The 23,966-nt window shown below is 69.3% G+C and carries 29 protein-coding genes, 3 tRNA genes and 1 pseudogene; 23 read left to right on the top strand and 10 right to left on the bottom strand.

All coding sequences use genetic code 11. The features are described from left to right. Positions 1–82 precede the first annotated feature (82 nt). From ACK4TT_RS17640 to ACK4TT_RS17625, 4 genes are all read right to left on the bottom strand, one after another. Positions 83–325, bottom strand: coding sequence for an FkbM family methyltransferase (locus tag ACK4TT_RS17640; protein ID WP_410213547.1), 243 nt, complete (start codon positions 323–325; stop codon positions 83–85). A gap of 327 nt (positions 326–652) precedes the next feature. Next, positions 653–1,684 carry a glycosyltransferase family 9 protein gene (locus tag ACK4TT_RS17635; protein WP_410213546.1) on the bottom strand — a complete coding sequence of 344 codons (1,032 nt, stop codon included), beginning with the start codon at positions 1,682–1,684 and terminating at the stop codon, positions 653–655. 87 nt (positions 1,685–1,771) lie between these two features. Then, the gene (locus ACK4TT_RS17630) at positions 1,772–2,719 is read right to left on the bottom strand and encodes a tetratricopeptide repeat protein (RefSeq protein ID WP_410213545.1); all 948 of its coding nucleotides are present in this window, start codon (positions 2,717–2,719) and stop codon (positions 1,772–1,774) included. Continuing rightward, on the bottom strand, positions 2,716–3,600 hold the full coding sequence (locus tag ACK4TT_RS17625) for a glycosyltransferase family 9 protein (protein ID WP_409640940.1): 885 nt from the start codon (positions 3,598–3,600) through the stop codon (positions 2,716–2,718). Before ACK4TT_RS17625 ends, ACK4TT_RS17630 begins: the two co-directional genes overlap by 4 nt. Positions 3,601–3,628: 28 nt before the next feature. On the opposite strand from ACK4TT_RS17625, the gene ACK4TT_RS17620 reads away from it, so the two are divergent. Genes ACK4TT_RS17620 through ACK4TT_RS17590 form a run of 7 tightly spaced genes read left to right on the top strand, consistent with a single transcriptional unit; the run spans position 3,629 to position 8,136 of the window. After that, positions 3,629–5,437 (top strand): hypothetical protein, encoded by a 1,809-nt coding sequence (locus tag ACK4TT_RS17620; RefSeq protein ID WP_410213544.1) that lies wholly within the window; start codon positions 3,629–3,631, stop codon positions 5,435–5,437. A gap of 2 nt (positions 5,438–5,439) precedes the next feature. Beyond that, complete coding sequence (locus ACK4TT_RS17615) at positions 5,440–5,796, top strand: hypothetical protein (protein WP_409640945.1); 357 nt, start codon at positions 5,440–5,442, stop codon at positions 5,794–5,796. 1 nt (position 5,797) lies between these two features. Further along, complete coding sequence (locus ACK4TT_RS17610; RefSeq protein WP_410213543.1) at positions 5,798–6,760, top strand: hypothetical protein; 963 nt, start codon at positions 5,798–5,800, stop codon at positions 6,758–6,760. Beyond that, the gene (locus tag ACK4TT_RS17605) at positions 6,760–7,032 is read left to right on the top strand and encodes a hypothetical protein (RefSeq protein WP_409640951.1); all 273 of its coding nucleotides are present in this window, start codon (positions 6,760–6,762) and stop codon (positions 7,030–7,032) included. The genes ACK4TT_RS17610 and ACK4TT_RS17605 overlap by 1 nt, the downstream gene beginning before the upstream one ends. Continuing rightward, positions 7,016–7,255, top strand: coding sequence for a hypothetical protein (locus tag ACK4TT_RS17600; protein ID WP_410213542.1), 240 nt, complete (start codon positions 7,016–7,018; stop codon positions 7,253–7,255). The genes ACK4TT_RS17605 and ACK4TT_RS17600 overlap by 17 nt, the downstream gene beginning before the upstream one ends. 24 nt (positions 7,256–7,279) lie before the next feature. Then, complete coding sequence (locus ACK4TT_RS17595; RefSeq protein WP_409640958.1) at positions 7,280–7,711, top strand: D-Ala-D-Ala carboxypeptidase family metallohydrolase; 432 nt, start codon at positions 7,280–7,282, stop codon at positions 7,709–7,711. Further along, a complete protein-coding gene (locus ACK4TT_RS17590) occupies positions 7,708–8,136 on the top strand; it encodes a hypothetical protein (protein WP_409640961.1) in 429 nt (142 codons plus the stop codon). Before ACK4TT_RS17595 ends, ACK4TT_RS17590 begins: the two co-directional genes overlap by 4 nt. A 129-nt stretch (positions 8,137–8,265) precedes the next feature. Here the strand turns inward: ACK4TT_RS17590 and ACK4TT_RS17585 are convergent, their stop codons facing one another. Both ACK4TT_RS17585 and ACK4TT_RS17580 read right to left on the bottom strand, forming a co-directional pair. Beyond that, positions 8,266–8,841 (bottom strand): DUF2239 family protein, encoded by a 576-nt coding sequence (locus ACK4TT_RS17585; RefSeq protein ID WP_410213541.1) that lies wholly within the window; start codon positions 8,839–8,841, stop codon positions 8,266–8,268. Between the two features lie 140 nt (positions 8,842–8,981). Continuing rightward, positions 8,982–9,056: transfer RNA gene (locus tag ACK4TT_RS17580), tRNA-Thr, on the bottom strand. A 342-nt stretch (positions 9,057–9,398) separates the two neighbouring features. Here ACK4TT_RS17580 and murA point away from each other — a divergent pair. The 14 genes from murA (at position 9,399) to ACK4TT_RS17510 (ending at position 19,046) form a co-directional block, all read left to right on the top strand. After that, positions 9,399–10,691, top strand: a complete 1,293-nt coding sequence (gene murA / locus ACK4TT_RS17575; RefSeq protein ID WP_409640967.1) for a UDP-N-acetylglucosamine 1-carboxyvinyltransferase — start codon at positions 9,399–9,401, stop codon at positions 10,689–10,691. 2 nt (positions 10,692–10,693) lie between these two features. Further along, positions 10,694–11,119, top strand: a complete 426-nt coding sequence (locus ACK4TT_RS17570) for a DUF2948 family protein (RefSeq protein WP_409640970.1) — start codon at positions 10,694–10,696, stop codon at positions 11,117–11,119. A 43-nt stretch (positions 11,120–11,162) separates the two neighbouring features. Further along, entirely contained in the window at positions 11,163–12,452 is a 1,290-nt protein-coding gene (gene hisD, locus ACK4TT_RS17565; RefSeq protein WP_409640973.1) for a histidinol dehydrogenase, read from the top strand. A gap of 105 nt (positions 12,453–12,557) precedes the next feature. Then, a complete protein-coding gene (locus ACK4TT_RS17560; RefSeq protein ID WP_409640976.1) occupies positions 12,558–13,130 on the top strand; it encodes an SH3 domain-containing protein in 573 nt (190 codons plus the stop codon). A 138-nt stretch (positions 13,131–13,268) separates the two neighbouring features. Then, positions 13,269–13,748 carry a UPF0262 family protein gene (locus ACK4TT_RS17555; RefSeq protein WP_409640978.1) on the top strand — a complete coding sequence of 160 codons (480 nt, stop codon included), beginning with the start codon at positions 13,269–13,271 and terminating at the stop codon, positions 13,746–13,748. Between the two features lie 8 nt (positions 13,749–13,756). After that, positions 13,757–14,218, top strand: coding sequence for a low molecular weight phosphatase family protein (locus ACK4TT_RS17550; RefSeq protein ID WP_410213540.1), 462 nt, complete (start codon positions 13,757–13,759; stop codon positions 14,216–14,218). A gap of 108 nt (positions 14,219–14,326) precedes the next feature. Further along, complete coding sequence (gene infA / locus ACK4TT_RS17545) at positions 14,327–14,545, top strand: translation initiation factor IF-1 (protein WP_111458197.1); 219 nt, start codon at positions 14,327–14,329, stop codon at positions 14,543–14,545. A gap of 20 nt (positions 14,546–14,565) precedes the next feature. Continuing rightward, positions 14,566–15,153, top strand: coding sequence for a Maf family protein (locus tag ACK4TT_RS17540; RefSeq protein WP_409640984.1), 588 nt, complete (start codon positions 14,566–14,568; stop codon positions 15,151–15,153). Further along, positions 15,150–16,190, top strand: coding sequence for a ribonuclease E/G (locus ACK4TT_RS17535; RefSeq protein WP_410213539.1), 1,041 nt, complete (start codon positions 15,150–15,152; stop codon positions 16,188–16,190). The genes ACK4TT_RS17540 and ACK4TT_RS17535 overlap by 4 nt, the downstream gene beginning before the upstream one ends. Next, positions 16,187–16,357, top strand: a complete 171-nt coding sequence (locus tag ACK4TT_RS17530) for a DNA gyrase inhibitor YacG (RefSeq protein WP_409640990.1) — start codon at positions 16,187–16,189, stop codon at positions 16,355–16,357. Before ACK4TT_RS17535 ends, ACK4TT_RS17530 begins: the two co-directional genes overlap by 4 nt. An 84-nt stretch (positions 16,358–16,441) precedes the next feature. After that, positions 16,442–16,517 (top strand) — tRNA-Phe (locus ACK4TT_RS17525). Between the two features lie 465 nt (positions 16,518–16,982). Then, positions 16,983–17,882 carry a tonB-system energizer ExbB gene (gene exbB / locus ACK4TT_RS17520; protein WP_409640993.1) on the top strand — a complete coding sequence of 300 codons (900 nt, stop codon included), beginning with the start codon at positions 16,983–16,985 and terminating at the stop codon, positions 17,880–17,882. Positions 17,883–17,887: 5 nt separating this feature from the next. Then, positions 17,888–18,325 carry an ExbD/TolR family protein gene (locus ACK4TT_RS17515; protein WP_409640995.1) on the top strand — a complete coding sequence of 146 codons (438 nt, stop codon included), beginning with the start codon at positions 17,888–17,890 and terminating at the stop codon, positions 18,323–18,325. Positions 18,326–18,335: 10 nt separating this feature from the next. Continuing rightward, on the top strand, positions 18,336–19,046 hold the full coding sequence (locus tag ACK4TT_RS17510; protein ID WP_409640998.1) for an energy transducer TonB: 711 nt from the start codon (positions 18,336–18,338) through the stop codon (positions 19,044–19,046). A gap of 64 nt (positions 19,047–19,110) precedes the next feature. Here ACK4TT_RS17510 and ACK4TT_RS17505 read toward each other — a convergent pair whose 3' ends face one another. Beyond that, complete coding sequence (locus ACK4TT_RS17505) at positions 19,111–20,262, bottom strand: acyltransferase family protein (RefSeq protein ID WP_409641001.1); 1,152 nt, start codon at positions 20,260–20,262, stop codon at positions 19,111–19,113. 88 nt (positions 20,263–20,350) lie between these two features. On the opposite strand from ACK4TT_RS17505, the gene ACK4TT_RS17500 reads away from it, so the two are divergent. Next, positions 20,351–21,184, top strand: a complete 834-nt coding sequence (locus ACK4TT_RS17500; protein WP_410213538.1) for a LytTR family DNA-binding domain-containing protein — start codon at positions 20,351–20,353, stop codon at positions 21,182–21,184. Positions 21,185–21,236: 52 nt separating this feature from the next. Next, a tRNA-His gene (locus ACK4TT_RS17495) sits at positions 21,237–21,313 on the top strand. Positions 21,314–21,407: 94 nt separating this feature from the next. Here the strand turns inward: ACK4TT_RS17495 and ACK4TT_RS17490 are convergent. From ACK4TT_RS17490 to ACK4TT_RS17480, 3 genes and pseudogenes are all read right to left on the bottom strand, one after another. Further along, the gene (locus ACK4TT_RS17490; RefSeq protein ID WP_410213537.1) at positions 21,408–22,424 is read right to left on the bottom strand and encodes a formylglycine-generating enzyme family protein; all 1,017 of its coding nucleotides are present in this window, start codon (positions 22,422–22,424) and stop codon (positions 21,408–21,410) included. Positions 22,425–22,508: 84 nt separating this feature from the next. Beyond that, positions 22,509–23,744 carry a serine hydrolase domain-containing protein gene (locus ACK4TT_RS17485; RefSeq protein WP_410213536.1) on the bottom strand — a complete coding sequence of 412 codons (1,236 nt, stop codon included), beginning with the start codon at positions 23,742–23,744 and terminating at the stop codon, positions 22,509–22,511. Between the two features lie 118 nt (positions 23,745–23,862). Continuing rightward, a pseudogene (locus ACK4TT_RS17480) lies at positions 23,863–23,966 on the bottom strand (IS5/IS1182 family transposase); the annotation flags it as partial.

Genomic DNA, 23,966 nt, shown 5'->3' with positions numbered 1-23,966 from the left:
CCGTCGTGCCATGGGCGAGCGCGCCAGCTGTGGAGGGCGCGCGCTCGCCCACCCCAACCGTGGCGTCAGTAAACGCCATCCACTAACATTGAACCCGGATCACCCCTCGGGGGCAGGCCACAGCGCCGGCAGCCCCACGAACAACACTTATGTTCGTCCTGCCATTGGCCTCTACGTTGCGCTGGAGGATATCGACCAACCCGGGGTGGGGCTCGATGGCAACGACCGTCTGGGCCGCGCGAGATACTGGTAGAGCAAAAGCACCAATGTTTGCGCCAACATCCAGGAAGCCGCCGCCCCTTGAAATCTGTGACGCCAGAGTCATGCCCATCAACGAAAACTCGCCATACTCACTCAGGCACGCCCCCACGGCCAGATCGCCTGGCGGATAGTCGAAGATAAGTCCGTAGGCTTCTGTCCTCGCCAGCATATCTATCTCCGTCAGGCGCGAATGGATCGTTCACGCGCAAGCTGTCCGCTTGGCCCCTCATGCATCTCGCATGGCAGCTTGGCGAAGTTCAGCCCGACGCGGCGTTGGCCACTTAGCCAAACTTTGCATTCCGCCCACCTACCAAAGGGAGAACCGCTTGCGTATGCCGGTTGAACTCCCGGCCTCCATAGCGATGTCAATCCGCCGCTCGGCAGTCCGGTGTCATGATCCCAATAGGGGCATGGCGTGAGGCGCCACCAGCGCGGCTGGCTTGCCGGGCGGTAATGGCAAGGGCGGTGCAGATATGCTGAGTGGCGCCGCCGGCGCAGCCGGGGCTGCTGTCATCGTCCTGATAAGGGCTATCCCTTGATCGACGACCGACGCCCAGTCTCCGGGCGCAGGCTGGCGGACAATTCGCATGGAAGAGTACCAGCGCGAACGCTCTCCTTCCGCCCCCCAACGCCAACATGCGCGGTGCGGCAGCAGGAGTATGGTGGGCTTGCCCATGGCTCCGGCCAAATGCGCGACGGAAGTGTCCACGCTGATCACCACATCCAGGTTTCGGATGATCTCGGCGGTGTCTTCGAAGTCGCGTGCGCCGGTGGCCTCGGGGGACAGGTCGCGGCCGATCCGTCGCAGTTCAGCGGCCAGGTCAGGTGGTAGCGACCGGTCGACACCGTTCGGGCGGTTCGGCGAGCCAACGGGCATCACGCCAACGCCGCCGCCTCCTTCACCGTCTGGGAGATAGGGCGTCGCCATGACGGGGCCGACGAGGTTCGGCAGGGAGCCGATCAGGCACCAGGCGTCCGGGTCTCCCAGGCTGACCGGCCCTGCCGCCGCGACGACTTTCGCCGGCATGGACCCGAAGAGACGGACAAGCGCCGGATCAACCAGCAGCGTCACGGAAATCCCGCGTTGCGCCAGCGCGGGAACCCATCGCGCGAACATGATCTGATCGCCCAAGCCTTGCTCGCCGAGCACGACCAGGGATTTGACCGGTTCGCCACGCCACATCGGGTATACCGGGGGCAGGCGGCCGATCTTTAGGTCTGGAATGTCCAGGCGGGACTCGTAGAGCGCCCACCCTTCGCGATCAGCTCCTCGCGATATCAAGAGATGCGACAGGGCATAACGAGCCCACGGGCTCTCCCGGTCGGAAGCGAGGATTGCCCGCCACGCCTCTTCGGCAGCGGCCCGCGCGCCGGACAACTCTAAGGCGGTGGCATGCCGCACCGCCTGGGCCAAAGCTTGCATACCGCGTTTCTACCACAGCGAGCATCGCTCGCGCACGCGCAATCCGCCCGTCGCGCATGGGCGCCAAATGGCCGAGGCGTCGCCGTCCTAGACGCGTCGCTCCGCCACGGCCTCGGCCACCTGTCGCAGTGGCAGGTTCCAATCGCCGGCGGTGGCCTGGCGCAAGAGCTTGAACTTCGGATACCAGTCCGACCGCACCCCGTCGTTCCAGCGCCAATCCAGTCCTTCCCGGGGCAACAGCACGCAGCACGGTTTGCCCATGGCTCCGGCCAGGTGGACGACGGAGGTGTCGACGCCGACCACGAGGTCCAGTCCGGCGACGATGCGGGCGGTGTCCATGAAGTCGGCGGCGCCGGTCGCGGAGGGCGAGAGGTCTCGTCCAAGGCTTCGGAGCCGATCCGCCAATGGAGGCGGCAAGCTTCGGTTGGCGTCATTCGGGTGAAGCGGGTTTCCTGTGGCGATGACCCCCACGCCGCCGCCGGGCGCCATCGGCAGTTCGAGGAATTCCGGCGCGGGCGGGGCGTCCATTGCCAGCCGAAAGGGCAGCGAACCGAAGTAGGTCCAGGCGTCTACGCCCGGGATCTCCCCGCCCCGATAGATGCCGGTCGTCTCAAAGCCCTGATGCTCGAAGAGGGTCTTGAGGTTCCCCATGCCCAAGGCGATCACGACGTTCGCCCCCCGGGCGACGAGCGCAGGGAGGTAACGCGCGAACATGATCTGGTCGCCCAGGCCCTGTTCCGCCACGACCGCTATCCGCCGTCCGCGGGGGTTGTCGCCGCTCCATTCGACGGGCGTTGAGATCGGCGGGATCGCCGCGCGAGGAAGGACCTGGCGCCGGCTTTCGTACAGCGGCCAGGCTTCGGCGTAGCGGCCGGCGGCGAGCAGCAGGATCGACAGGCCATAGCGCGCAGCGGGGTTTGCCGGCTCCAGAGCCAGACACTCCAGATAGGCCGCCTCGGCCTCGGCCAGGCGGCCGGCGAGATGGCCGGCGCGGCCGCGCCGGAACGCTGCCTCGACGGCGTCGTAGCCGCTCACCGGAGTTCGGCCGCCACGCGTTCCACGGCGGAGCTCCAGTCCCCGGCGCGGGACTGGCGGACCAGGCGAGCGGTCGGATACCAGGGGCTGTCTTCACGGCCCGTCAGCCACCGCCAGTCGGCCGGTTCGGCGAGGAGGATGAACGTCGGCTTGCCCATGGCGCCGGCCAGGTGAGCGACGGCGGTGTCCACGGCGACCACGGCGTCGAGGCGACTGATGATCGCCGCGGTATCCGCGAAGTCGCCGGCCCCGGTGTCCTCGGGATGCAGGCTGATCGCGCCGAGGTCCAGGATGCGGTCGGCCAGGTCGTCCGGGATGGTCTTGCGCGCCGCGTTCACGCCGGTGGGGCTGCTTCGCCACACGAACCCGACGCCGCGATAGTCCTGCCAGCGTTCCAGGCGATCCGCCGGCGCCGCGAGATACGGGGCGGTGGGCAGGTTTTCGAGGGTGGCGCCGACATGCAGCGGCAATGAGAAATATCGGGTCCAAAGGTCATGCCGATCCACCGCGACCGACGCGTTGACCGGAATCGACAGCGCCTCGTCGACGCCCGGCGCGGTGGCCAGCAAGGCGACGGTCTGGGGACGACAGGCGAGGGTGACCTTGCCCGCGCCTCGCTCCTTCAGGACCTGAGCGAACCTGGCCAGCATGATCTGGTCGCCGAACCCCTGCTCCACCCACACCAGGATCGAGCGTCCGCCCAGGGGTTCGCCCCGCCATTCCGGATAGGAGCGGGGGCCGGGAGGGATGAGGCCCGGCGCAAGCCGTTCCCGCCCTTCGAACAGCGGCCATCCCTCGGCATAGCGGCCCGCGGCGAGCAGAGCCTGCCCCCGTTGGTAGCGCGCGCCCAGCGCCGCGAGATCGTCCCGAACCGACTCCATGCCGGTCCCCTATCACAGAGAAATCGACATGCGCATTCCCCTCGAACTGCCGCCGGGCCTGCTCGGCGACGACACCTCGCAGGCGGGAGCCGGCCACTGGGCGGACGGTTCCAACGTCCGCTTCCGCCTGGGCCTGCCGCAGGTGATCGGCGGCTGGGAGCGGCTGATCGACGGCGCGCTGACGGGCGTTTGCCGGACGGTCTTCCCATGGAAGGACAACGGCGCCCTGCTGAACATCGCCTTCGGGACGAACCAGAAGCTGCAACTCTGGAAGGGCGACGAGCTCTTCGACATCACGCCGTTCGGGCCCGTCGCGGTCCTCGGCGGCGACCCCCTGACCACGGCCAGCGGGTCGGGCGTGGTGACGGTCGCCCACATCGGCCACGGCCTGACGACAGGGCAGGAGGTGAAGCTCTCGGGCGCTGAAACATTCAATGGGCTGGAGGCGGCGAACCTCAACGGCGTGCGCGAGATCACGGTCGTCGATCCCAACACCTACACCTTCGTGGCCGGCGCGGCGGACACGGCGAGCGCGTCGGGCGCAGGCGGCGGTGCGGCGATCCGCGTCGTTCGCCAGTCGGAGTTGCCCGTCGGCCCCGAGCACGGCACGAGCAGCATCGGTTTCGGCACCGGCGCCTACGGCGGCGGGCCCTATGGAACGACGGAAGCGACCGCCGAATACTATCCGCGGACCTGGAGCTTCGACGCCTGGGGCCAGCACCTGATCGCCAATCCGCGGGGAGGCGGCCTCTACGAATGGCGCAACGATCCGGCTAGCCGGGCGCTCGCCATCGCCAATGCGCCGCCGCAAGTCACCTATGCGCTCGTGGCGCCCATGAACGGCGGGTACATGCTGTTCGCGCTGGGCTGCAACGAGGAGGCGTCCGGGACCTTCAATCCCATGTGCATCCGGCACAGCTCGATCCGGAACAACACGGAGTGGAGCACGGCGGCTTCGGGCTCGACCTCGCGCGAGTACGTGCTGACCGGCGGCGGGCGGATCGTGGCGGGGCGGATGATCGGCCCCTACATGCTGGTCTGGACCGACAAGGACCTGTTCCTGGGGTCCTACGTCGGCTCGCTGGCGCAGCCCTGGCGGTTCGACCGCATCGGACGCAACTGCGGTCTCATTGGTCCGAACGCGGCCGTCGTGGTGGGCCAGACGGCCTTCTGGATCAGCCCCGACCGCCAGTTCTACAGCTACAGCATCGGGGGCGCGGCGACGCCCGTCGGCTGTCCGATCCGCACGGAGTTCGCGGACAACCTGGCCGCCAGCCAGGGCGACAAGATCGTGGCGTCGTCCAACGCGGAGTTCTCGGAAGTCCGGTTCGACTACCCAGACGGGCGCGACGGCTTCGAGAACAGCCGATATGTGGCGCTCGCCCTGGGGGGCGAGGACGCCGGCGCCTGGCACAAGGGCGTGATGGCCCGGACGGCGTTCGTGGACGCCGGGCCCAGCCTCTACCCCCTGGGCGTCGATCCGGACGGCGCCGTCTTCCACCACGAGCGAGGTCATACGGCGGACGGGCAGGCTTTCCCGTGGTTCATCGAGACGGCGGACAGCCTGCTCGATCCCGAGAGCACGTTTCTCGTCCGGGAGTTGTGGCCGGATTTCAAAGACCAGATCGGGCCGGTGAGCGTGAGCCTCACCGCGCGGTTCACGCCCCAAGGAAACGCCCAGACGGCGACTGCGCCGCCTATGGCTCCAGGAGAAACCAAGGCGGACTTCCTGGCGAGCGGGCGCCTGTTCCGCGTGCGGATCGCCGGCGAGAGCGCGCCGACCCGGTGCCGGATCGGCAAGCCGATGTTCGACGTCGTGCCGGCCGGGCGGCGATGAGCTTGGACTGGGCGCGGTGCGCGCCCTTCATCGACGCCGCCCTGGCGCACGCCGGGCGGACGCATGCGCTCGAACATGTCGCCGGGATGATCGAGGCCGGCGAGGCCCAGCTCTGGGCCGGCGACCGGTCGGCCATGGTGACGCTGGTCGAAGACGAGCCGCTGGAGCGCCGGCTGCTCATCTGGCTGGCGGGCGGAAACCTCGAAGAACTCGTGCGGCGGCTTCGGCCGGCCGCGGAAGCCTGGGCGCGGACGGCCGGATGCCGGCGGGTGCTGATCGTCGGGCGGCCGGGATGGGAGCGGGCGCTGGCCCGCGAAGGATATGCGCCGTTGGCGCGCGTAGTCGCAAAGGAACTCTAGGATGAGCCTGAAGATCGGCGGGTCGGCGTCCAAGACGAAGACGACCTCGAACACCACCACCAACTCCACCCGGACGCCTGTCGTGCCGGAGTGGGCGTCGAACCTCACCCAAGGGGTCGCCGGACGCGTCGGCGGCCTCCTGAACATCGATCCGCAGAGCGCCGTCGCGCCCGTGCATGGATTGCAGAACCAGGCCGGCGTCGGGGCTCAGAACCTAAGCGGGCAGACCTGGAACTACGAGGGGGGCATCGACCTGACCCGCGGCGTGGCGAACACGCAATGGCTCGATCGCTACATGCGGGCGCCGAGTGCGAACGTGCAGAGCGAAAGCCTGCTCTCCAACCTCGACGCCTACATGAGCCCATACACCAAGGATGTCGTGGACACGGCGCTGGCCGACTACGACTTCGGCGCGGGTCAGACGCGGGCCCAGCAGGACCTGGAACTTGCCGGCTCGGGCGCCTTCGGCGGCTCCGGCTCGGCGCTCACCCGGTCGATGACCGAGGACGCGATCCTGCGCGGCCGCGCGACCACCAGCGCCAACCTGCGGGACCAGGCATTCCAGCGGGGAACGGCGCTGTCGAACCAGGACGCCGACCGCCGCCAGCAGGCCAACGCCCTGAACGCCCAGCTTCAGCTGCAGGACTGGAACCAGCGGGTCGGCCAATACATGGCCGGCCAGGACCAGCGGCTGCGCGCCGGCGCGCAACTGGCGGGACTGGCAGGGGACTTCGAAGCCAACCAGCGGGCCAACATCGCCACCCAGGCGCAGGTGGGTGATGCATTGCGCAATGTCGACCAGCAGCAGCGGCAGGCGCCGTTCACGACCACCCAGCAGATCGTGGCGGCGCTCAACGGTCTACCGATCGGGTTGTTCACGGGAGAGCAGACCGACAGCACGCAGAAGACCAAGGGCAAGAGCACCACGATCGGCGTCGACGTCAGCGCCGGGAGGCCTGCGTGATGCCCACCCCATCTGAACGCCTCGCCGCGCTGGAGCAACGGCTGGCGGACCATGAAGCCCGCTGCGAGGAGCGACTGGTGGAGATCAAGGCGACAGCGACCACTACGCTGCGGGCGGTGGAAGGGCTGAAGGGCCGCTCATGGGCCATGGTGGCGGCCCTCCTGGCCTGGGCGCTGGCCCAGGTCTGGAGCGCCAACGCCGCGCGTCTGGATCACCTGGAAGCCATGCGCGCCGCCGCCGTGAGAGAGGTCGCCGATGTCTCCGCCTATTGAGGTGCGCTGGCTCTTCCGGCGCATCTACACCTATGCCGCAACCCTGCTGAACAGCGCGGGCGTCATGGCCATCGTCTGGCGCATCGACGACCCCGCCGCGCTGAAGTGGATCGGCCTCGCCCTGATCGGGGCCAACGTGGTCATGGCGACCCTTTACCTCTCAGGCGCCACCGTGACCGACTGGGCCAAGCTCGCCGCCGCCGCGCGGCGCGGGACCGACTAGGTCCACATTCCAAGGATTTCCAACATGCCGACCAAGCTGACAGCCCACTTCGGGCTGGAAGAGCTCGCGTGCACGCAACACCGCGAGATCGACAACATCCCGCCGCCCGACATCGTGGCCACGCTGAGGACGACCGCCGCCCGGATGGAACAGGTCCGCCGCCTGCTGGGCGACCGGGTGATCACCGTGTCCAGCGGCTACCGCTCGCCGGAGCTGAACCGGGCCGTCGGCGGGGCCAGGACCTCCGCCCACCTGACCGGCCATGCCGTGGACTTCAACTGCTGGAGCTATGGCGATCCCCGTGACGTCTGCCGGGCGATCGCCGGATCGGCCATTCCCTTCGACCAACTGATCGAGGAGGGCGGCTGGACCCACATCTCCTTCGACCCGCGCCTGCGCCGGCAGGTGCTGACCAAGCGGCCGGGCGGCGGCTACGAACTGGGGCTGCGGTCGTGAGCCCGCGCCTGATCGCCGGACTCGCCAGCGCCGTGGTCGCGCTCGCCACCCTCACCGGCCTCTACTGGAAGGGGCGGCTGGAAGGCGCCGCCCGGGAACGCGCCCGGACCGAGGCTGCGCTCGTTCAGGCGCGCACGAGCGGCCTGGAGGCCCGGGCCGAACGGGCGAGCGCCCAGCGGGTCGAAGTGGTCGTCCGCCAACGCGAAGCCGCCGCCCGGACCCTCGTTCCCTTCACCCAAGACGCCATGACCTCGGAGGACGCCCATGCGCCTTTGGACCCTGATCGGGCTGCTCGCCTGCGCGCCCACGATCACCAGCTGTGCCTCATCGCCGATCTTGCCGGCTGCCCCGCGGATCGAGACGCCGCCGGAAGCGCGGAGGACATGCGAGATCCACCTCCTGCCGGAGCGGCCGACGCTTTCTGACTTGGAGATCGGATATGCGACGCGAGGCGCCCAGATCGCGGCCTGCGACGCCGCCCGCCGACTGGCAGTCGAGACGCACGAGGCCGAACACGCCCTGGAGGAGGAGGCGCGGAGGCCTGTAAAGCGGCGTTAGGACGCACGCGCCGACCGCTCGGCCTCCGCCAGGCGCGACACATAGGCGGCGATGTCGGCCGGCCATGCGCCCGCCAGCGCGTCGAAGCGGTCGTCATCCCGCGCGTAGAGCGCGCGCAGAGCCTCCTCATAGCCCGGCAGATCGCCCGCCAGGACGGTGAGCACCCCGTGCAGGGCCTGCTGCGCCATCCGGGCGCGGTCGGCCGGCGCGCCGGCGCGCTGAGCCTCCTCCACGAGGCGGCGCAGGGCGGCGGAGGCGCCGCCTCGCTGGGTGGACAGCCATTTCCAGTGACGTGGAAGGAGGGTGACCTCGCGGGCGACGACGCCGAGCCTGGGGCGCCCTGGGCCGCTACGGGCCGGCTCCGGCGCCGGCCCTAGGGTCTTGGTCTCGTGGGCGGCGACCGCTGCATCCGCACCCGACCGCAAATCGATATCCACCGGCCTTCCTGTGGCGTCGTCGAAGATCAGGACGCCGGAGGGCGAGGGGCCGGCCGCGACCTCCACAGCCTGGGCCACGTCCGACAGTGCGCCGGATGCTATCATCCGCTGATCATGGAAGGCGGTGAAGGCCATTCGCGAGTCCCGAGGCGATTCTCCCGACCAATATCACCCGGGCGGAATTCTATGGAAGCCTTCGCAGATCGCCGTGTCCGGTTCCATCTCCCGAATGAAAAAGGCGTCCGGACCTGAGGTCAGGACGCCTTCTCCGAAGATGGTGCCGCCGGGCAGGATTGAACTGCCGACCTCAGCCTTACCAAGGATGCGCTCTACCACTGAGCTACGGCGGCGAAACCGAAGGCGCGCGCTATAGCGGGCCTCGCGCGGCTCGTGAAGCCCCAATCGAATGCCAAGTCGCTTGACGCGGCTCACGCCTCGCCGCACCCCATCGGAAATGGACCCCAAGGACAAGTCCGGAAAGAGGCCGCCCGACCCCAAGGAGGCCAAGCTGGCCGAGGCGCTGAGGGCGAATCTGCGCCGCCGAAAGGCCGCGCCTCGTCCGGCGGCGTCCACGAAGCCCCCGCGTGAGCCCGGCGCCGACTGACAGCCATTGCGCCGATCCGTGCGCGCGTTAGATATCCGGCAAGGCGACCGCGGCTCCGCGCGGCCCTGAGTGCTGCGAAGGATTCGGATTGGACCGCATCGCCATCGTCGGCGGCGCGCGGCTGAAGGGGGAAATCCCGATCAGCGGCGCCAAGAACTCGGCCATCAAGCTGATGGCGACCAGCCTGCTGACCGAGGATCCGTTGCGGCTCACCAACATGCCGCGCCTGGCGGACACCCGCTTCCTGGGGAAGCTGCTTCAGCGGCTCGGGACCGAGGTCGTGGAATTGGACGGCGCGGACGGGCCGGAGACCCTCCTCACCACGCGGGAAATCGTCAGCGGCTTCGCGCCCTACGACCTGGTCCGGCAGATGCGCGCCTCGTTCAACGTGCTGGGGCCGCTGCTGGCGCGCTCGGGACAGGCCAAGGTTTCCCTGCCGGGCGGCTGCACCATCGGCGCGCGGCCCGTCGACCTGCACCTGCAGGCCCTGGAGGCGCTCGGCGCGCGGATCGACCTCCACGAGGGCTATGTATACGCCCAAGCCCCGCGGGGGCTGAAGGGAGGGGAGATCGAATTTCCATTCGTCTCGGTGGGCGCCACCGAGCACACGTTGCTGGCGGCGGTGCTCGCGGAAGGCGACACTCTGATCCGCAACGCCGCCTGCGAGCCCGAGATCGAAGACCTCGCCATCTGCCTGAACAAGATGGGCGCGAAGGTGAGCGGCGCGGGCACGTCCGAGATCCAGATCCAGGGCGTCGCACGCCTGTCAGGCGCGACCCATGCGGTGCTCGCGGACCGCATCGAGACCGGCACCTACGCGTTGGCCGCCGCCATGGCGGGGGGCGAGGTGCGCCTGACCAGGACCCGCAGCGACTTCATCCAGGCCTTGATCGACAAGATGGTCGAGGCCGGGGTCGAGGTGACCTCGCACAATGATGGCCTTACCGTGAAGCGTGGCCCCGAGCGGCTGAAAGCCGTCGACATCGAGACCGATCCCTACCCCGGTTTCGCCACCGACCTTCAGGCGCAGTTCATGGCACTGATGACCCTGGCCGACGGCGAGAGCGTCATCCGTGAGACCATCTTCGAGAACCGCTTCATGCACGCGCCGGAACTGCGCCGCCTGGGGGCGGACATCACGGTGCACGGCGGGGAAGCTCGCGTGCGGGGCGTCGAGGCGCTGGAAGGCGCGCAGGTGATGGCCACCGACCTTCGGGCTTCGGTCAGCCTGGTGATCGCGGGGCTCGCCGCCCGCGGAGAGACGGTGGTCAACCGTGTCTACCATCTGGACCGCGGCTTCGAGCGGCTGGAGGAGAAGCTCGGCGCGTGCGGCGCGAACATCCGCCGCCTGAAAGGCGAGGGCGGAGCCGAGGAGGAGTGAGCATGGCCGACGCCGCACCCCTTCGCCTGCTGGCCCAGGACGCCGACGATCTGGCGATCGTGTCGGCCGCCCTGCAGGACGCCGTGGCCAAGGTGGGCGACATCAGCTTCGAGCCCAAGGCCCGCCGCCTGACCATCGCCTTCAACCGATTCCGCTGGGAAGCGGGCGGGCGGCAGCGGATCCGCTCGGCCCTCCAGCTGGGCGGCGTGCTCAAGGTTCAGGCCCGCAAGGTCCGTCGTGACCGGCCCGCGGCGGTAATCGAACTGCTGGCGCTCACCTTCGAACCCAAGGACCCGCCGGGCGGCATAGTGACGCTGAGCCTGGCGGGCGGCGGCGATATCCGCGCCGAGGTGGAATGCGTCGATGCGGTGCTGGCCGACGTCTCCCAGCCGTGGCCGACACCCCGCACGCCGGGCCACGAAGCTTGAGCGGCATGGCGCAACGGGCCGTGCGCCGCTAAAGAGGCGCGCCATGCGCCGTTTCCGCTTCTCCGATCCGGGCTTTCAGACCGACTTCGCCGCCTTCGTGGCCGAGCGTCGCGAGACGCCGGAGGAGGTGGACGCCATCGTCCGCGACGTGCTGGCCGCGGTCCGTTCGAACGGATTGGCGGCGCTGCTGCGTTACGCCCGTGACTTCGACAAGGTCGAGCTCACCGAGGCGACCCTGCGCGTAGGCGTCGACGAGATTGAGGCGGGCGCCAGGGCCTGTCCGCGGGACGTGCGCGACGCCATCGCCTTCGCCGCGGACCGCATCCGCGCCTATCACGAGCGCCAGCGTCCGGCCGACCAGCGCTTCGTTGACGACGCCGGCGTTGAGCTGGGGTGGCGCTGGACGCCGCTGGATGCGGTCGGAATCTACGTGCCGGGGGGGCGGGCCGCCTATCCTTCCACCGTGCTGATGAACGCCGTGCCCGCCGCCGCCGCCGGCGTGGGCCGTATCGCCATGGTGACGCCGCCGGGCCGCTTGCAGCCGGCGGTGTTGGCCGCAGCCCAAGCGGCCGGCGTCACCGAAATCTGGCGTGTGGGGGGCGCCCAGGCTGTGGCGGCGCTCGCCTACGGGGCGGGTCCCATCAGGCCGGTCGACAAGATCGTGGGACCCGGCAATGCCTTCGTCACCGCGGCCAAGCGCCGGGTTTACGGCGTCGTGGGCATCGACGCCCTGGCCGGACCTTCGGAAATCGTGGTCGTGGCGGACGGCGCGAACGATCCGAACTGGATCGCGGCGGATCTGTTGTCCCAGGCCGAGCACGATCCCGCCGCCCAATCCATCCTCATCACCGATGACCAGGCCTTCGCCGAGAAGGTGGCGGCTTCGGTCGAGGAGCAGGTGAAGACCCTGTCCACCGGGGAGGCCGCCGCGGCCTCCTGGCGCGATCATGGGGCCATCGTCATCGCGCCGCTGGGCGAGAGTCCGCCCCTCGTCGACCTGATCGCGCCCGAGCACGTGGAGTTCGCGGTCGACGAGCCGGAGCAGCTGGCCGATCGGGTGCGGCATGCCGGGGCCATTTTCCTGGGGCGTCACGCCCCCGAGGCGGTGGGCGACTATGTGGCGGGTTCCAACCACGTCTTGCCGACCAGCCGCGCAGCGCGATTCTCCTCGGGCCTATCCCTCTATGATTTCCTGAAGCGCACCTCGCTGGTGAAATGCGATCCTGCCGCGTTCGCGAGGCTGGCTCCGGCGACGATCGCGCTTGCGGAGGCAGAGGGATTGCCGGCGCACGCTCGCTCAGCCGCTGTCCGCCTGGGTCAGGCCAAGGCCTGAGCCGCTGCTCGGAAAGCTGAACCATAGCTGACCGCCGGGCTGTGAGCCCGTTCAGGCTTGCCTCCGTACCTTCGCATCAGGTCAACGCGAAGGACGGAGGTTCTCATGCGCACTTCGATCACCAAGACCCTCGGCGGCGGCGTGGCCGCGGCCGTTCTCGCCGGCGCCCTGGCGCTCACGGGAGCGTCCCAGGCGACCGCCGGCGTCACCGGCTGCTCCGCCCCAGGCGGCAAGCAGGAGGTCGGCGCGGTGCTGGGCGCCATGGTGGGAGGCCTGATCGGCAACAAGGTGGGTGGTCGCCAGCCCGGTCTCGAGACCGTGGTCGGCGCCGGCGCCGGCGCGGCGGCCGGTTCGGCCATCGGTTGCGAGATGCAGAAGGACCGCGTTCGCAACGCCGGGACCTACACCCACGGCGGCTACCGCCTTTCGTCCGATATCGCTCCCGCCCGCTACAACAGGGTCGGCGAGGCCTTCGTGGCGACGAGCGGCGTGAACCTGCGGGCCGCCCCGACCACCAGTTCGGCCAGGGTGGGCCGCATGCGGGCCGGCGAGCGCTTCGAGGCGCTGGCCGCCGTGCGCGGCACGGACTGGATCCTGGTGGGGCAGGGCGGCGTCGGGGTCGGCTACGTCCGCGGCGACTTCGTTCGGCCGGCGGGTTACCGCTACGCGAGCTACTGATCCCCTTGAACAGTCGACGCCCGGCGCCTCGCGCGCCGGGCGTCTTTTTCATATCCTGGCCACAAGTTCGCAGGTGCGGGATGACGCGGGCCCCCACTTTGAAATAAAGCTCGGCCTCGCACCCTCCGCCCGGACCACATGGCCGACGACGCGCGCAAGAAGCACCGCCTGCAAAGTGTCGAGCTCGACGAAGAGTCGCTCGCGGCGGTTTCGCGCGATCAGGAGCAGGAGCGCCAGATCGCCATCTTCGATCTCCTCGAAGACAACTACTTCCATCCTGAGGGCGCCGAGGGCGGTCCCTATGACCTGCGCATGGGACTGCTGGAGAATCGGCTCGTCCTCGACGTGAAGGGCCCGGATTACGAGCGCCGGCACATCCTGTCGCTGTCGCCCTTCCGGAGCCTGATCCGCGACTATTTCATGATCTGCGAGAGCTATTACCAGGCCATCCGCAACTCGACCCCGGCCCAGATCGAGGCCTTGGATATGGGGCGGCGCGGCCTCCACAACGAGGCGTCCGAGCTCCTGAGGACGCGGCTCGCGGGCAAGGTCGAGACCGACATCGACACCGCTCGACGGCTGTTCACCCTCATCTGCGCGCTGCACTGGCGGGGCTGAGCCGAACGATGTCTCCCAAGTCCGGCGTACGCCTGCCCGACGCGGTACTTTTCGCCTGCAACCTCAATCGGGTGCGCTCGCCCATGGCCTGCGCCCTGCTGCGGCGGCTCATGGGCGACCGGATATTCGTGGACAGTTGCGGACTGAAGACCCTGGAGACCGGCGACGGGGAGGCGCAGGTCGATCCGATGGCGCTGGAGGTCATGCGCGAGATCGGCTGCGACCTCTCAGCCCACAGGCCCAAGACCTTCGACGACCTGGACGACGACTCCTTCGATGTGGTGATTTCCCTGACGCCCGAGGCTCAGCATCGGGCGGTGGAGATGGCCCGGGGACGGGCCGCCGATATTGAGTACTGGCCGATCATGGACCCGACCCTTTTCGAGGGCTCGCGGGAATCGCGCCTTCAGGCCTTTCGAGACGTCCGCGACGCGCTGGCTGCGCGGATCGCGGAGCGTTTCGGCCCTTGAGCCCTCATCGACCTTCCGCCGCCTGCCGCAGTATATTATTGGCGAGGAATCCGGCTCGCTGCTCCTGGGGCGCGAGCCTTCGTTTTAGGCCCGTCCAGGGGAGCCTGCATGGCGAAGGAAGAACTGCTTGAGTTTCCGGGCACGGTCAGCGAGGTGCTGCCGAACGCCACGTTCCGCGTGAAGCTCGAGAACGATCACGAGATCATCGCCCACACGGCCGGCAAGATGCGCAAGAATCGCATCCGCGTGTCGGCTGGAGACAAGGTGCTGGTCGAGATGACTCCGTACGACCTCACCAAGGGCCGCATCACCTTCCGCGTCCGCTGACCGGCGCGAGGGACGCCGCCTTGCCGCCCGCGTCGCAGCGCCTCGTCCTGGCTTCCGCAAGCCCTAGGCGGCTCGACCTCTTGCGCCAGATCGGCTTGGAGCCCGACGCCATAGACGCCGCCGAGCTGGACGAATCCCCCCAAGCCAAAGAGACGCCGCGACGGCTCGCCGTGAGGCTGGCCGCGGCCAAGGCCGCCGGTGTCGCCACACGCCAGCCAGAGGCGTTCGTGATCGCCGCCGACACGGTGGTCGCGCTGGGCCGGCGAATCCTTCCAAAGGCCGAGAGCGACCAGGAGGTCGTCGACTGCCTTGCGCTGCTGTCAGGCCGGAATCATCGGGTGCTCACCGGTGTCGCCGCCATTGCGCCCGGCAGCCGCGCAGCGACCCGGCTTGTGGAGACCCGAGTCCATTTCAAGCGGCTCTCGCTGCGAGACATCGAGAGCTACGTCCGGTCGGGCGAGGGGCTGGGCAAGGCGGGCGGTTACGCCGTGCAGGGCCGCGCGGGCGCCTTCGTGATCGACCTGCAGGGTTCCTATTCCAGCGTGGTGGGTCTGCCGCTCTATGAAACAGCCAATCTCCTGAGCGGCCTGGGATACCGGCTGCCATGAGCGGGCGGCGCATCTACCTCGATCGCGGGATCGGCGAGACACGCGGCGTCGTCACCCTGGATGACCGCCCCGAGCGCCTGCTGATCCGGCGTGATGGCGCCGAGCCCCGACTGATCCTCGGCGCGCGGGCGGCCGCGCGCGTGCAAAGCGTCGAGCCCGCCTTGGCCACCGCCTTCCTCGACCTCGGCGACGGGGCCCAGGCGATCCTTCCGTTCAAGCCGGGCGGACGACCGGTCCGGGGAGCGATGGTGGAGATCGAGATCCGCGCCGAGCCGCGCCGGGGCAAGCTGGCCATCGGCCGCCTGATCGGGGAGGCGGCCGGCGCGCCGAGGCTGCTGAAGGCCGCGCCCGATCCCCTGGAGGCGCTCCGGGCGTTCGCCCGGGATGCGGAGGTCGTGGAAGGCCGCGAGGCCAGAGACGTCGCCGACGAGGCCGAGGCCGAGGCGCTCGAGGTCCTGCACCCGCTGCCTGGCGGCGGAACGTTGGCGATCGAACCCACCCGCGCACTCACGGCCATCGACGTCGATCTCGGCGAGCGCAAGGGCTCCGACGCCAAACGGGTGACGCGGCAGGCCAATCTGGCGGCCCTGAAGGAGGCTGCGCGGCTGCTGCGCCTGAAGGGCCTCGGTGGCCTTGTGATCCTTGACTTGGTGGGCCGCGGCCATGACGGCAATGCACTGATGACCGCCGCGCGCGCGGCCTTCGGTCCCGATAACCCCGGGGTGGCGATCGGTCCGGTCGGACGTTTCGGAACCATGGAGATTTCGCTGCCCCGTCGGATTCGCCCGCTCGCCGAACTCCTCTGCCGGGAGGACGGCGCGCTCAGTGACCGGACGCTTGCCCAGCGTCTGGTGCGCCGCATGCAGGCCGAAGGGGAGGCGAATCCGGGTGGCCGCATCGAGGCCGTCTGCGACCCGGACGTCGCCGACGTCGCCCGTCCCCTGGTGGAGGCCCTGGCGGGGCGCCTGGGCGCCCGCTTCATCATCACGGCCTCGGTCGGTCGAGGCCGCGACGCGCTGGAGGTGGCGCGGACATGAGCAAGCCGGGATGCCCGATCTGCGGCAAGCCCGTCGATCCGACCTATCGTCCGTTCTGCTCGAAGCGTTGCGCGGACGTCGATCTCCAACGCTGGCTGGCGGGCGTCTATGCGGTTCCGGCGAGCGAGGACGAGAGCCTTCCCGACAAGGATCAGGCCGAGGACTGAAGCCCCCCGAAAAACCTCACGCGGCCTCGCTGGACTTCCCGGATCGGCTCTTCTATAGACGCGGCTCCCGCGCGGGCGGCCTAAGCCTGGGTAGCTCAGTTGGTAGAGCAGCGGATTGAAAATCCGCGTGTCGGTGGTTCGAATCCGCCCCCAGGCACCACTTCCCCTTCATTCCTCCCAACACCCCGTTCCAAGACCTCGGTTCGGCCGATTGCTGCGTTGCAGCAGCAAAACGCGCGCCTTCGTGGTGAAACGGCAGGCGTCCGTCGCACTACAAGTGTGCACCGCACAATCCGGCCGGCTGACGCAATAATTTCGCACTTCAGAGCAAGCTTCTGCCCCTTGACGCTTCGATAAGGGGTTGCCAAAGGACCCGGGCCGCACGTCTAACAAAGCGGTAAGACTTCGGTTTCCTCGCGGGGAGTTCGAAGTCGCCCGCCTTCGTAACGCCAATTCCCACACCTAGTTGGGAGTACGCGTTCCGGGTCGGGCGCAGCGACAGCGGCTCTGGCGTCCTGGCGTATGAACGCGTCTGGGCGCCGGGCATGTTTCAACTAGGGTGGAGACGCTCTCGCGCGACGACCCTTCGGCCAATCGTGCTAGACCAACCAGGAACTGGCGACAGATGCTCGACAACAAACTGAAGACTCCCTTCATCGCTCTCGTCGGCGCCGTTGCGCTGATGGCGAGCGCGCCGGCGTTCGCTCAGGAGGCTGCGGCCCCCGCTGCGCCCGCCGCCGACGCCGCTGCGGCCCCGGCCGCTCCCGCCGCCGATGCGGCCGCTCCGGCCGCGGCGCCCGCCGCCGAGGCCGCCGAACCCCCTCAAATGAAGAACGCCGGCAAGCTGAACGTCGGTACGATGTTCATGGACGCCGACCCGGTCGTTAAGGTCATCATGATCGGCCTGGTGCTGGCTTCGGTGTTCACCTGGACCATCCTGGTGACCAAGATGCTCGAGTTCCGGGCTCTGAACCGGGTCACCGACAGCTTCCTCGAGAACTTCCGCGGCGCGAAGTCGATCAACGACATGAACCGCATCGCGATGTCGGAAGAGTTCGACGGCAACCCGCTCGCCGACATGGCCGCGGCCGCCGCCCAGGAGATCGAACTGTCCCGTCAGGCGGGCCTGTCGATCACCGGCGATCACCGCGACACCACGCTGATGCGGGCGCAAGCTGCGGTCGGCGCGGTCCAGGCCGCTCTGTCGCGTCGCCTCTCGGGCGGCATGCAGTTCCTGGCCTCGGTCGGCTCGAACGGCCCCTTCATCGGCCTGTTCGGCACCGTCTACGGGATCATGAACTCGTTCATCGGCATCGCGAATACGAACACGACCAACCTGGCCGTCGTGGCCCCCGGCATCGCCGAGGCCCTGCTCGCCACCGGTCTGGGCCTGTTCGCCGCCATCCCGTCGGTTATCTTCTACAACTTCTTCCAGACGCGGATCTCGGCCTACGGCGCCCGCACGGAAGGCTTTGTGGCTGAGCTGCTGAACGCCATCTCTCGCCAGCTCGACAAGGGAGCCTAAGTTAGATGGCCGCCAAACTCTCGAGTTCCGGGGGGGCGGATCGCTATCAGGAAGAGCAGAACGCCGAGATTAACGTCACACCCTTCGTGGACGTTATGCTGGTTCTTCTGATCATCTTCATGGTGGCCGCGCCTATGGCGGCCGTGACGGTCAAGGTGGCTCTGCCGCCCGCCGTCGCCCCGCCGGGCACGAACCCGCCCAAACCGGTCTACATCTCGATCCAGCCGAACGGGAACATCTACATCCAGGATCGCCGGACTGATCTGGCGACCCTGGGGGATGACCTCCGCTCGCAGCTCGGTGAGAGCCGCAATCCCACCAAGGAGCGGATCTTCATCCGGGGTGACAAGGACGTGCTCTACGGCGACTTCATGGGCGTTATGAACATGCTGCAGGACAACGGGTTCTACAGCGTGGCCCTGGTCGGCGAAGATCAGAACTAGGTGGTGACCCATGGCTGAGACATCACCTAACGAGGCCGTCCACGTCAGGCACAACCCGTTCGATGACCCCAAGCCCAAGCGTAGCAAGGGCGTGACGGTCGCGATCGCGTTGTCGGTCGTCGTGCACGCGGCCCTCGGGATCTACCTCTGGAAGACCCGCTTCGAGCCGAAGTACAAGGAGTACTCGGATGAGGTGACGGACGTCGCGATCGTCAAACCGGTCCCGCCGCCTCCGCCGCCGCCTCCGCCGCCTCCGCCGCCGAACACGCCGCCGCCGCCGCCGCCCAAGCTGCAGCCGAGGCCTCCGGTGGCCGTGCCGGACGTGCCCTCCATCCCGCCTCTGCCGGTCCCGCCGGTCGAGCGCCGGATCGAGACGCCCGAACCGCCGCGCGCTCCGCCGCCGGAGCCGCCGCGTCCGTCGGTGATCACCAATCCCGACTGGCTGCGTCGTCCGTCCGGCGAGGACCTGCAACGGTACTATCCGGACCGGGCCCAGCGGATGGAAGTCGAAGGTAGCGCCACGATCAGCTGCACCGTGAATGCTCGCGGTACGCTGGAGAACTGCTCGGTCGCGTCGGAAACCCCGGCCGACATGGGCTTCGGCGACGCTGCCTTGCGGATGAGCCGGCTGTTCCGGATGCGTCCGCAGACCCGAGACGGCCAGCCCGTCGACGGCGGCACGGTGCGGATCCCGATCCGCTTCCAGCTGCCCAAGGGCTGAGGCTGACGAACCAAAGACGGAAGGGCCCCGGTCGCCAAGGCGACCGGGGCTTTTTCTTTGCCCGCTATTCCGCCGGAGCCGGCGCCGCGGCGGTCCGGCGCGGGGCGGGCTTGAGGCCGAGGGGGAGCCGGAGGGCCGGGATCGCGCGGGCCAGGGCGTAGGCGCCCAGACAGCTCGCCACCGTGACCGCGAGGATCGCTCCGGCCTCGGCGAGCACGGGCAGGCCCAGCGGCTTCAGAAGGTGGCCCGTCACCACGATCGCCGTCTGGTGGACGATGTAGAAGGGAAAGACCGCCTCGTTCAGGGTGGTCAGCAGTGGCGAGCCCCGGCGGATGTAGCGTCGGGCGTAGCCGAAGAGGGCGCAGATCACCGCCCAGGCATAGGCCTCGCGCAGGATGGCGAAACCCGCTCCGGCAGGGCCCGGCATGTCCTCGACCCCGCGAGCCCGCAGGTAGAGCCCCAAGGCCAGCAGGCCGGCTGCGGCGCCCAGCGCCGGCGCGCGCCACCGCTCGAACGCCGACCAGGCCTCGTCGCGGGCGCCCAGCAGAAGGCCCAGGAGGAAGGCCGTGCCATACTGGAGGTGTCCGTAACCGTCGGCCCAGAGCACGTGCGTCTCGCCCCAGGCGCGATGCGCCGTCGCCCTATAGAGGCCGAACAGCAGGGCGGGGACGAGGAACAGGCCGGCGCCCCTCAGGAGCCGTCCGCCCCACCGGTCCAGGGCTGGGATCAGGGGCGCCGCCCCGAGCGCGATGACCGTGTAGAGCCAGAGATAGGCCACGAACCAGAGATGGTTGTAGGTCGGCAGGATGATCCCGAAACTCTGGTCGAAGGAGAGATAGCGCGGCCAGAAGTCGAGGAAGCTTCCCGTGTAGCCGTTCTTCTCGACCACTTCGGCCCAGCTCTGCGGCGCGACGACGACCAGCATCCCGAAGACGAGCGGGATCAGCAGGCGTTGCGATCGCTGGGCGGCCAGCGCGCCCGGCGCCATCTTGGCCAGCATGAACCGCGTCGCCACCCCGGAGATCACGAAGAGCAGCGAAAGGCGCCAGGGATTCAGCACCCCCATCCAGGGTTCCAGGGCCGGGGTGATGTGCGTGCTCTTCACGTGCCAGCCCCATGGCACGTAGAACATGCCGAGGTGGTAGAGGATCAGCAGCAGGAAGGCGCCGACGCGCAGTGTGTCGAGGTCGTAGCGCCGTGTGGCGGGGTGGGACATTGGCGGACTCCAGGATGATGGTCGCCGGCGAAGCTGCCGCGGGAGCGGCGCGGCGCGCGAGCGGCATGGTTCGGGCGGCGGAACGCCCGTGACGGACGCCAGTCCGAATGTGACGAATGGTGGGGTCCGCGGGACGGACGGCGCCGGGGACCGGCTGTTCCTGGCCGTCGCCGCCCTGGCCGCCGTGGCGATCACGACCTTCAACACCTTCAACACCCTGGACGAACGCGCCCGGATCGGCCGCCCCCTGCCGCTGTGGGAGCCGGCGGTGTGGGAGGGCACGAGCGCGCTGGTCCTCATCGCCCTTCTGCCCGGGCTTCTGTGGATCACCCGGCGCGCCTGGCCGGTCGACGCGCCGTTCCGGCGCTGGATTCCGATCCACATCGTCGCGGCGTTGGGGGTGTCGCTGGTCCACGTCCTGGCCATGGGGGCGCTGCGCGGCCTGATCTACCGCTTGGTGGGCGAGACATACGACCCCCTCCTGCCGTTCAAGGAATGGCCGTACGAGCTGCGTCAGGACCTGCCCGTCTACGCGGTCTTCGTGGCGCTCTACGTGGGCTGGCGGATGCTGCGCGAGCGGAACCGTGCTCCGCAGGAGGCGGGTCCGCACGTGCTCGAGGTGCGCGACGGAGCCAGGCGCCGCTTCCTTCCGCTCTCCGAGGTCGACTGGGTGGAGGCGGCCGGCAACTACGTCGAGCTTCACCGGGCGGCGACCTCCGTCCTGCACCGCACCTCGCTGTCGGGCCTGGAGCGGCAGTTGGCTGACGCCGGATTCGTACGCATCCACCGATCGCGGCTCGTGCGGCGCGGCGCGGTGGACGAGGTGGTCTCCAAGCCCTCTGGCGACTTCGTGGTCCGCCTGCGCGACGGCCGGGAACTCATGGGCTCCAGGCGCTACCGCAAACCGCTGCTCGAACCGTGACGGGCGCTTGATCCGGCCGTCCGGCGCGACTAGAAGCATGCGCTCGCGACATGCCGCCCTAGCTCAGTTGGTTAGAGCGCCAGATTGTGGCTCTGGAGGTCCCCCGTTCGATCCGGGGGGGCGGTACCATCGCAAGACGCTGAAAGGACCGGGGTTCCCGGTCCTTTTTCGTTTCTGTACCCCGCGTTTTTGTGTCCGGGCGCCGCTGCCTGGGGGCCGACCGCTAGGGACCGGGCGGCGGCGCGCTCAGGCGCTTCACCGTCCGGAAGCCCAGGTGCGAGGCGCCGGTGTCGGGCGGTCCCGGCTGGCGCGCCGGCGGGCGATAGCGGAAGCAATAGTCGTCGGCGCAGAGGAACGAGCCGCCCTTGATCACGTGCTTGGGCTGGCCAGCCGCCGCCGGGTCGTTCGGATCATAGGCGTCGGCGGCCGCTGGGCCGTCGCCCTCCGGCGAAAGACCGGGACGGTACCAGTCGTTCGTCCATTCCCAGACATTGCCGGCCATGTCGTAGAGGCCGTAGCCGTTCGGCGGGAAGCAGCCCACCGGCGCCGGCTTCATGCGGTAGCCGTCCGCGCCGGTGTCGAGGGCGGGGAAGGCGCCCTGCCAATGGTTGGCGCGCGGATGCTGCTGGGTCGAGGGCTCGTTCCCCCACTCGTAGCGGGCATCCGTCAGGCCGCCGCGCGCGGCGAACTCCCATTCGGCCTCGGTGGGCAGGTCGCGGCCGCGCCAGCGCGCATAGGCCAAGGCGTCCTCGTAGGCGATCTGCACCACCGGTTCGCGGTCCTTGCCCTTGATCGAGCTGCCCGGCCCCTGCGGATGGCGCCAGTCGGCGCCCTCGACCACCTTCCACCAGCGGCTGGGGTCGGCCTTGCGCGGGTCGGCCTCGGCGCCGACGAAGACGATGGACGACGGCTTCAGCGTCTTGGGATCGACGCCGGGATAGAGCCTAGGGTCCGGCGCGCGTTCGGCCAGGGTGACGTAGCCGGTGGCCTTCACGAACTCTGCGAACTGGGCGTTGGTCACCTCGGTCCGGTCGATGCTGAACGGGCCCACGCGCACCTTGCGCGGCGGCCCTTCCTCTGGCCGAAGCGGCTGGGCGCCCTGGATGAACTCGCCGCCGGCCAGCGCAACCTCGCCGACAGGCTGGGCGGGGCAGGCCGCAGCGGCTTCAGCCTGGACCACGGGCCGCTGACACCCCGCCAGCGCGGCCACCGAAAGCGCCACGAACGCCACACGCCACATACGCTTATCCCGTCCCCGACTTCCGCCCTTGAAGGGGCTTCGCGGGCCGATAGTGCCGCTTCGGGCGCGGCTTGGCGAGGCGGCTCAGTCGCCCTTGGGGCCGAGATAGTCCGGGCCGTAGACGGCGGCGCGGAAATCCCGGTGCAGGGTCCCGTCGAAGGGAGTCTTCTGGACGAAGAACACCGCCGCCAGCCGGTTGGCCGGATCGACCCAAAAAAGGGTGGTGGCGTAGCCGTCCCAGAAGAATTCCCCCACCGCGCCCCGGTTCTCGTCGGGGCTGCGCGGCTGGGCCGTACGAACCGCGAAGTCGATGCCGAAGCCCACCGAGCCCTTGGACGGCAGGAACAGCCGCTCGGTTATCCGGGGGTCCAGGTGGTCGGTGGCCATCAGGCGGACCGTCGAGGGCTTCAGGATGCGTGTCCCGTCCAGGCTTCCCTCGCCCAGGAGCATCCGGGCGAAGCGCATGTAGTCGTCGAGCGTGCTGATCAGGCCCGCCCCGCCGCTGGCGAAGCGGAAGACCGGTCGGGGCTGCGGGACGAGCCCGCCGCCGGGCCCCGGCGAGTAGATGGTCGCGGGCGTCGCCCCCTCCGCCGCTCGCCAGCCGGTCTTGGCCATGCCGAGCGGCTGGAAGACGTTGCGCGCCACATAGGTCTCGAAGGCCATTCCCGACAGCCGCTCGATCAGCGCCGACTGGATGTCCACCGCGGCGCTGTAGCGCCACTCCGCGCCGGGATCGAACACCAGGGGAAGGGCGGCCACCCGCCGCGAGAACTCCGTAAGGTTCGCGGAGGCCATGAAGGGATCGTCCGCGCGCCAGGCCGCGTCGGCGGGCGCGTCCCCGGAGCCGTAGGAGAACCCCGCCGTGTGCCGCAGGATGTCGCGCACCGTGATCGGCCGCGCTGGCGGCCGGCGGACGAGCGCTCCCGTCTGGCCCTTCTCCAGAACCTGGACATCGGCGAACTCCGGCAGGTGGAGGGCGAGCGGATCGTCCAGGCCGAACCGTCCCTGTTCCCAGAGCTGCATCAGCGCCACGCCGGTCACCGGCTTGGTCATGGAGTAGATGTGGGCCAGGGTCCCGCGCGCCATCCCCCGCCCCGCCTCGCGGTCGGCGAAGCCGTGAGCGCCGAAGTAGCGCTCACGGCCATCCTGCCAGATCAGGGCCGAGGCGCCCGCGACGCGTCCGGCCGCGACGAACCCCGCCAGCACGCGGTCGATGCGGCCGCCATCGGGTCGCGCCGATTGGGCCGCCGCCGCGCCGGCGAAGGGCAGGGCCGCGGCGGCGAGCAAGGCCGCGCGCCGGGGCAGGGCCGGTGTCCGCATCTGGGAGTTCCTCCGATCGCGGCGCCTCATGGAGCCGGGCGCGCTGATACCGCTATCATCGACGGGAGAACTCGGGTCCCGTCAAGCCGTGGGCGCACCGCCTAGGACGAATCCACATTCAGCGTAGCCAGAGCATGATGGCGGCGAGGTGGATGAAGGCGAGGAAGTGGTCGGCGCGGCGGTCGTAGCGGGTGGCGAAGCGACGGAAGTGCTTGAGCTTGT

It is taken from the genome of Phenylobacterium sp. (assembly GCF_046463815.1).
Taxonomy (GTDB): Bacteria; Pseudomonadota; Alphaproteobacteria; order Caulobacterales; family Caulobacteraceae; genus Phenylobacterium.
Note: the sequence above shows the minus strand (reverse complement) of the source record. Positions and strands in the feature narration are given on the sequence as shown.

Excerpts from the sequence above, each read along its gene's own strand:
- ACK4TT_RS17595 (WP_409640958.1), top strand. The coding sequence starts at position 7,280 with ATGCCGACCAAGCTGACAGCCCACTTCGGGCTGGAAGAGCTCGCGTGC.
- ACK4TT_RS17510 (WP_409640998.1), top strand. The coding sequence starts at position 18,336 with ATGGCTGAGACATCACCTAACGAGGCCGTCCACGTCAGGCACAACCCG.
- ACK4TT_RS17610 (WP_410213543.1), top strand. The coding sequence starts at position 5,798 with ATGAGCCTGAAGATCGGCGGGTCGGCGTCCAAGACGAAGACGACCTCG.
- ACK4TT_RS17640 (WP_410213547.1), bottom strand. The coding sequence starts at position 325 with ATGACTCTGGCGTCACAGATTTCAAGGGGCGGCGGCTTCCTGGATGTT.
- ACK4TT_RS17605 (WP_409640951.1), top strand. The coding sequence starts at position 6,760 with ATGCCCACCCCATCTGAACGCCTCGCCGCGCTGGAGCAACGGCTGGCG.
- ACK4TT_RS17485 (WP_410213536.1), bottom strand. The coding sequence starts at position 23,744 with ATGCGGACACCGGCCCTGCCCCGGCGCGCGGCCTTGCTCGCCGCCGCG.
- infA (WP_111458197.1), top strand. The coding sequence starts at position 14,327 with ATGGCGAAGGAAGAACTGCTTGAGTTTCCGGGCACGGTCAGCGAGGTG.
- ACK4TT_RS17560 (WP_409640976.1), top strand. The coding sequence starts at position 12,558 with ATGCGCACTTCGATCACCAAGACCCTCGGCGGCGGCGTGGCCGCGGCC.
- ACK4TT_RS17530 (WP_409640990.1), top strand. The coding sequence starts at position 16,187 with ATGAGCAAGCCGGGATGCCCGATCTGCGGCAAGCCCGTCGATCCGACC.
- hisD (WP_409640973.1), top strand. The coding sequence starts at position 11,163 with ATGCGCCGTTTCCGCTTCTCCGATCCGGGCTTTCAGACCGACTTCGCC.
- ACK4TT_RS17505 (WP_409641001.1), bottom strand. The coding sequence starts at position 20,262 with ATGTCCCACCCCGCCACACGGCGCTACGACCTCGACACACTGCGCGTC.
- ACK4TT_RS17515 (WP_409640995.1), top strand. The coding sequence starts at position 17,888 with ATGGCCGCCAAACTCTCGAGTTCCGGGGGGGCGGATCGCTATCAGGAA.
- ACK4TT_RS17555 (WP_409640978.1), top strand. The coding sequence starts at position 13,269 with ATGGCCGACGACGCGCGCAAGAAGCACCGCCTGCAAAGTGTCGAGCTC.
- ACK4TT_RS17625 (WP_409640940.1), bottom strand. The coding sequence starts at position 3,600 with ATGGAGTCGGTTCGGGACGATCTCGCGGCGCTGGGCGCGCGCTACCAA.
- ACK4TT_RS17585 (WP_410213541.1), bottom strand. The coding sequence starts at position 8,841 with ATGGCCTTCACCGCCTTCCATGATCAGCGGATGATAGCATCCGGCGCA.
- ACK4TT_RS17600 (WP_410213542.1), top strand. The coding sequence starts at position 7,016 with ATGTCTCCGCCTATTGAGGTGCGCTGGCTCTTCCGGCGCATCTACACC.
- ACK4TT_RS17620 (WP_410213544.1), top strand. The coding sequence starts at position 3,629 with ATGCGCATTCCCCTCGAACTGCCGCCGGGCCTGCTCGGCGACGACACC.
- ACK4TT_RS17535 (WP_410213539.1), top strand. The coding sequence starts at position 15,150 with ATGAGCGGGCGGCGCATCTACCTCGATCGCGGGATCGGCGAGACACGC.
- ACK4TT_RS17570 (WP_409640970.1), top strand. The coding sequence starts at position 10,694 with ATGGCCGACGCCGCACCCCTTCGCCTGCTGGCCCAGGACGCCGACGAT.
- exbB (WP_409640993.1), top strand. The coding sequence starts at position 16,983 with ATGCTCGACAACAAACTGAAGACTCCCTTCATCGCTCTCGTCGGCGCC.
- ACK4TT_RS17635 (WP_410213546.1), bottom strand. The coding sequence starts at position 1,684 with ATGCAAGCTTTGGCCCAGGCGGTGCGGCATGCCACCGCCTTAGAGTTG.
- ACK4TT_RS17490 (WP_410213537.1), bottom strand. The coding sequence starts at position 22,424 with ATGTGGCGTGTGGCGTTCGTGGCGCTTTCGGTGGCCGCGCTGGCGGGG.
- ACK4TT_RS17550 (WP_410213540.1), top strand. The coding sequence starts at position 13,757 with ATGTCTCCCAAGTCCGGCGTACGCCTGCCCGACGCGGTACTTTTCGCC.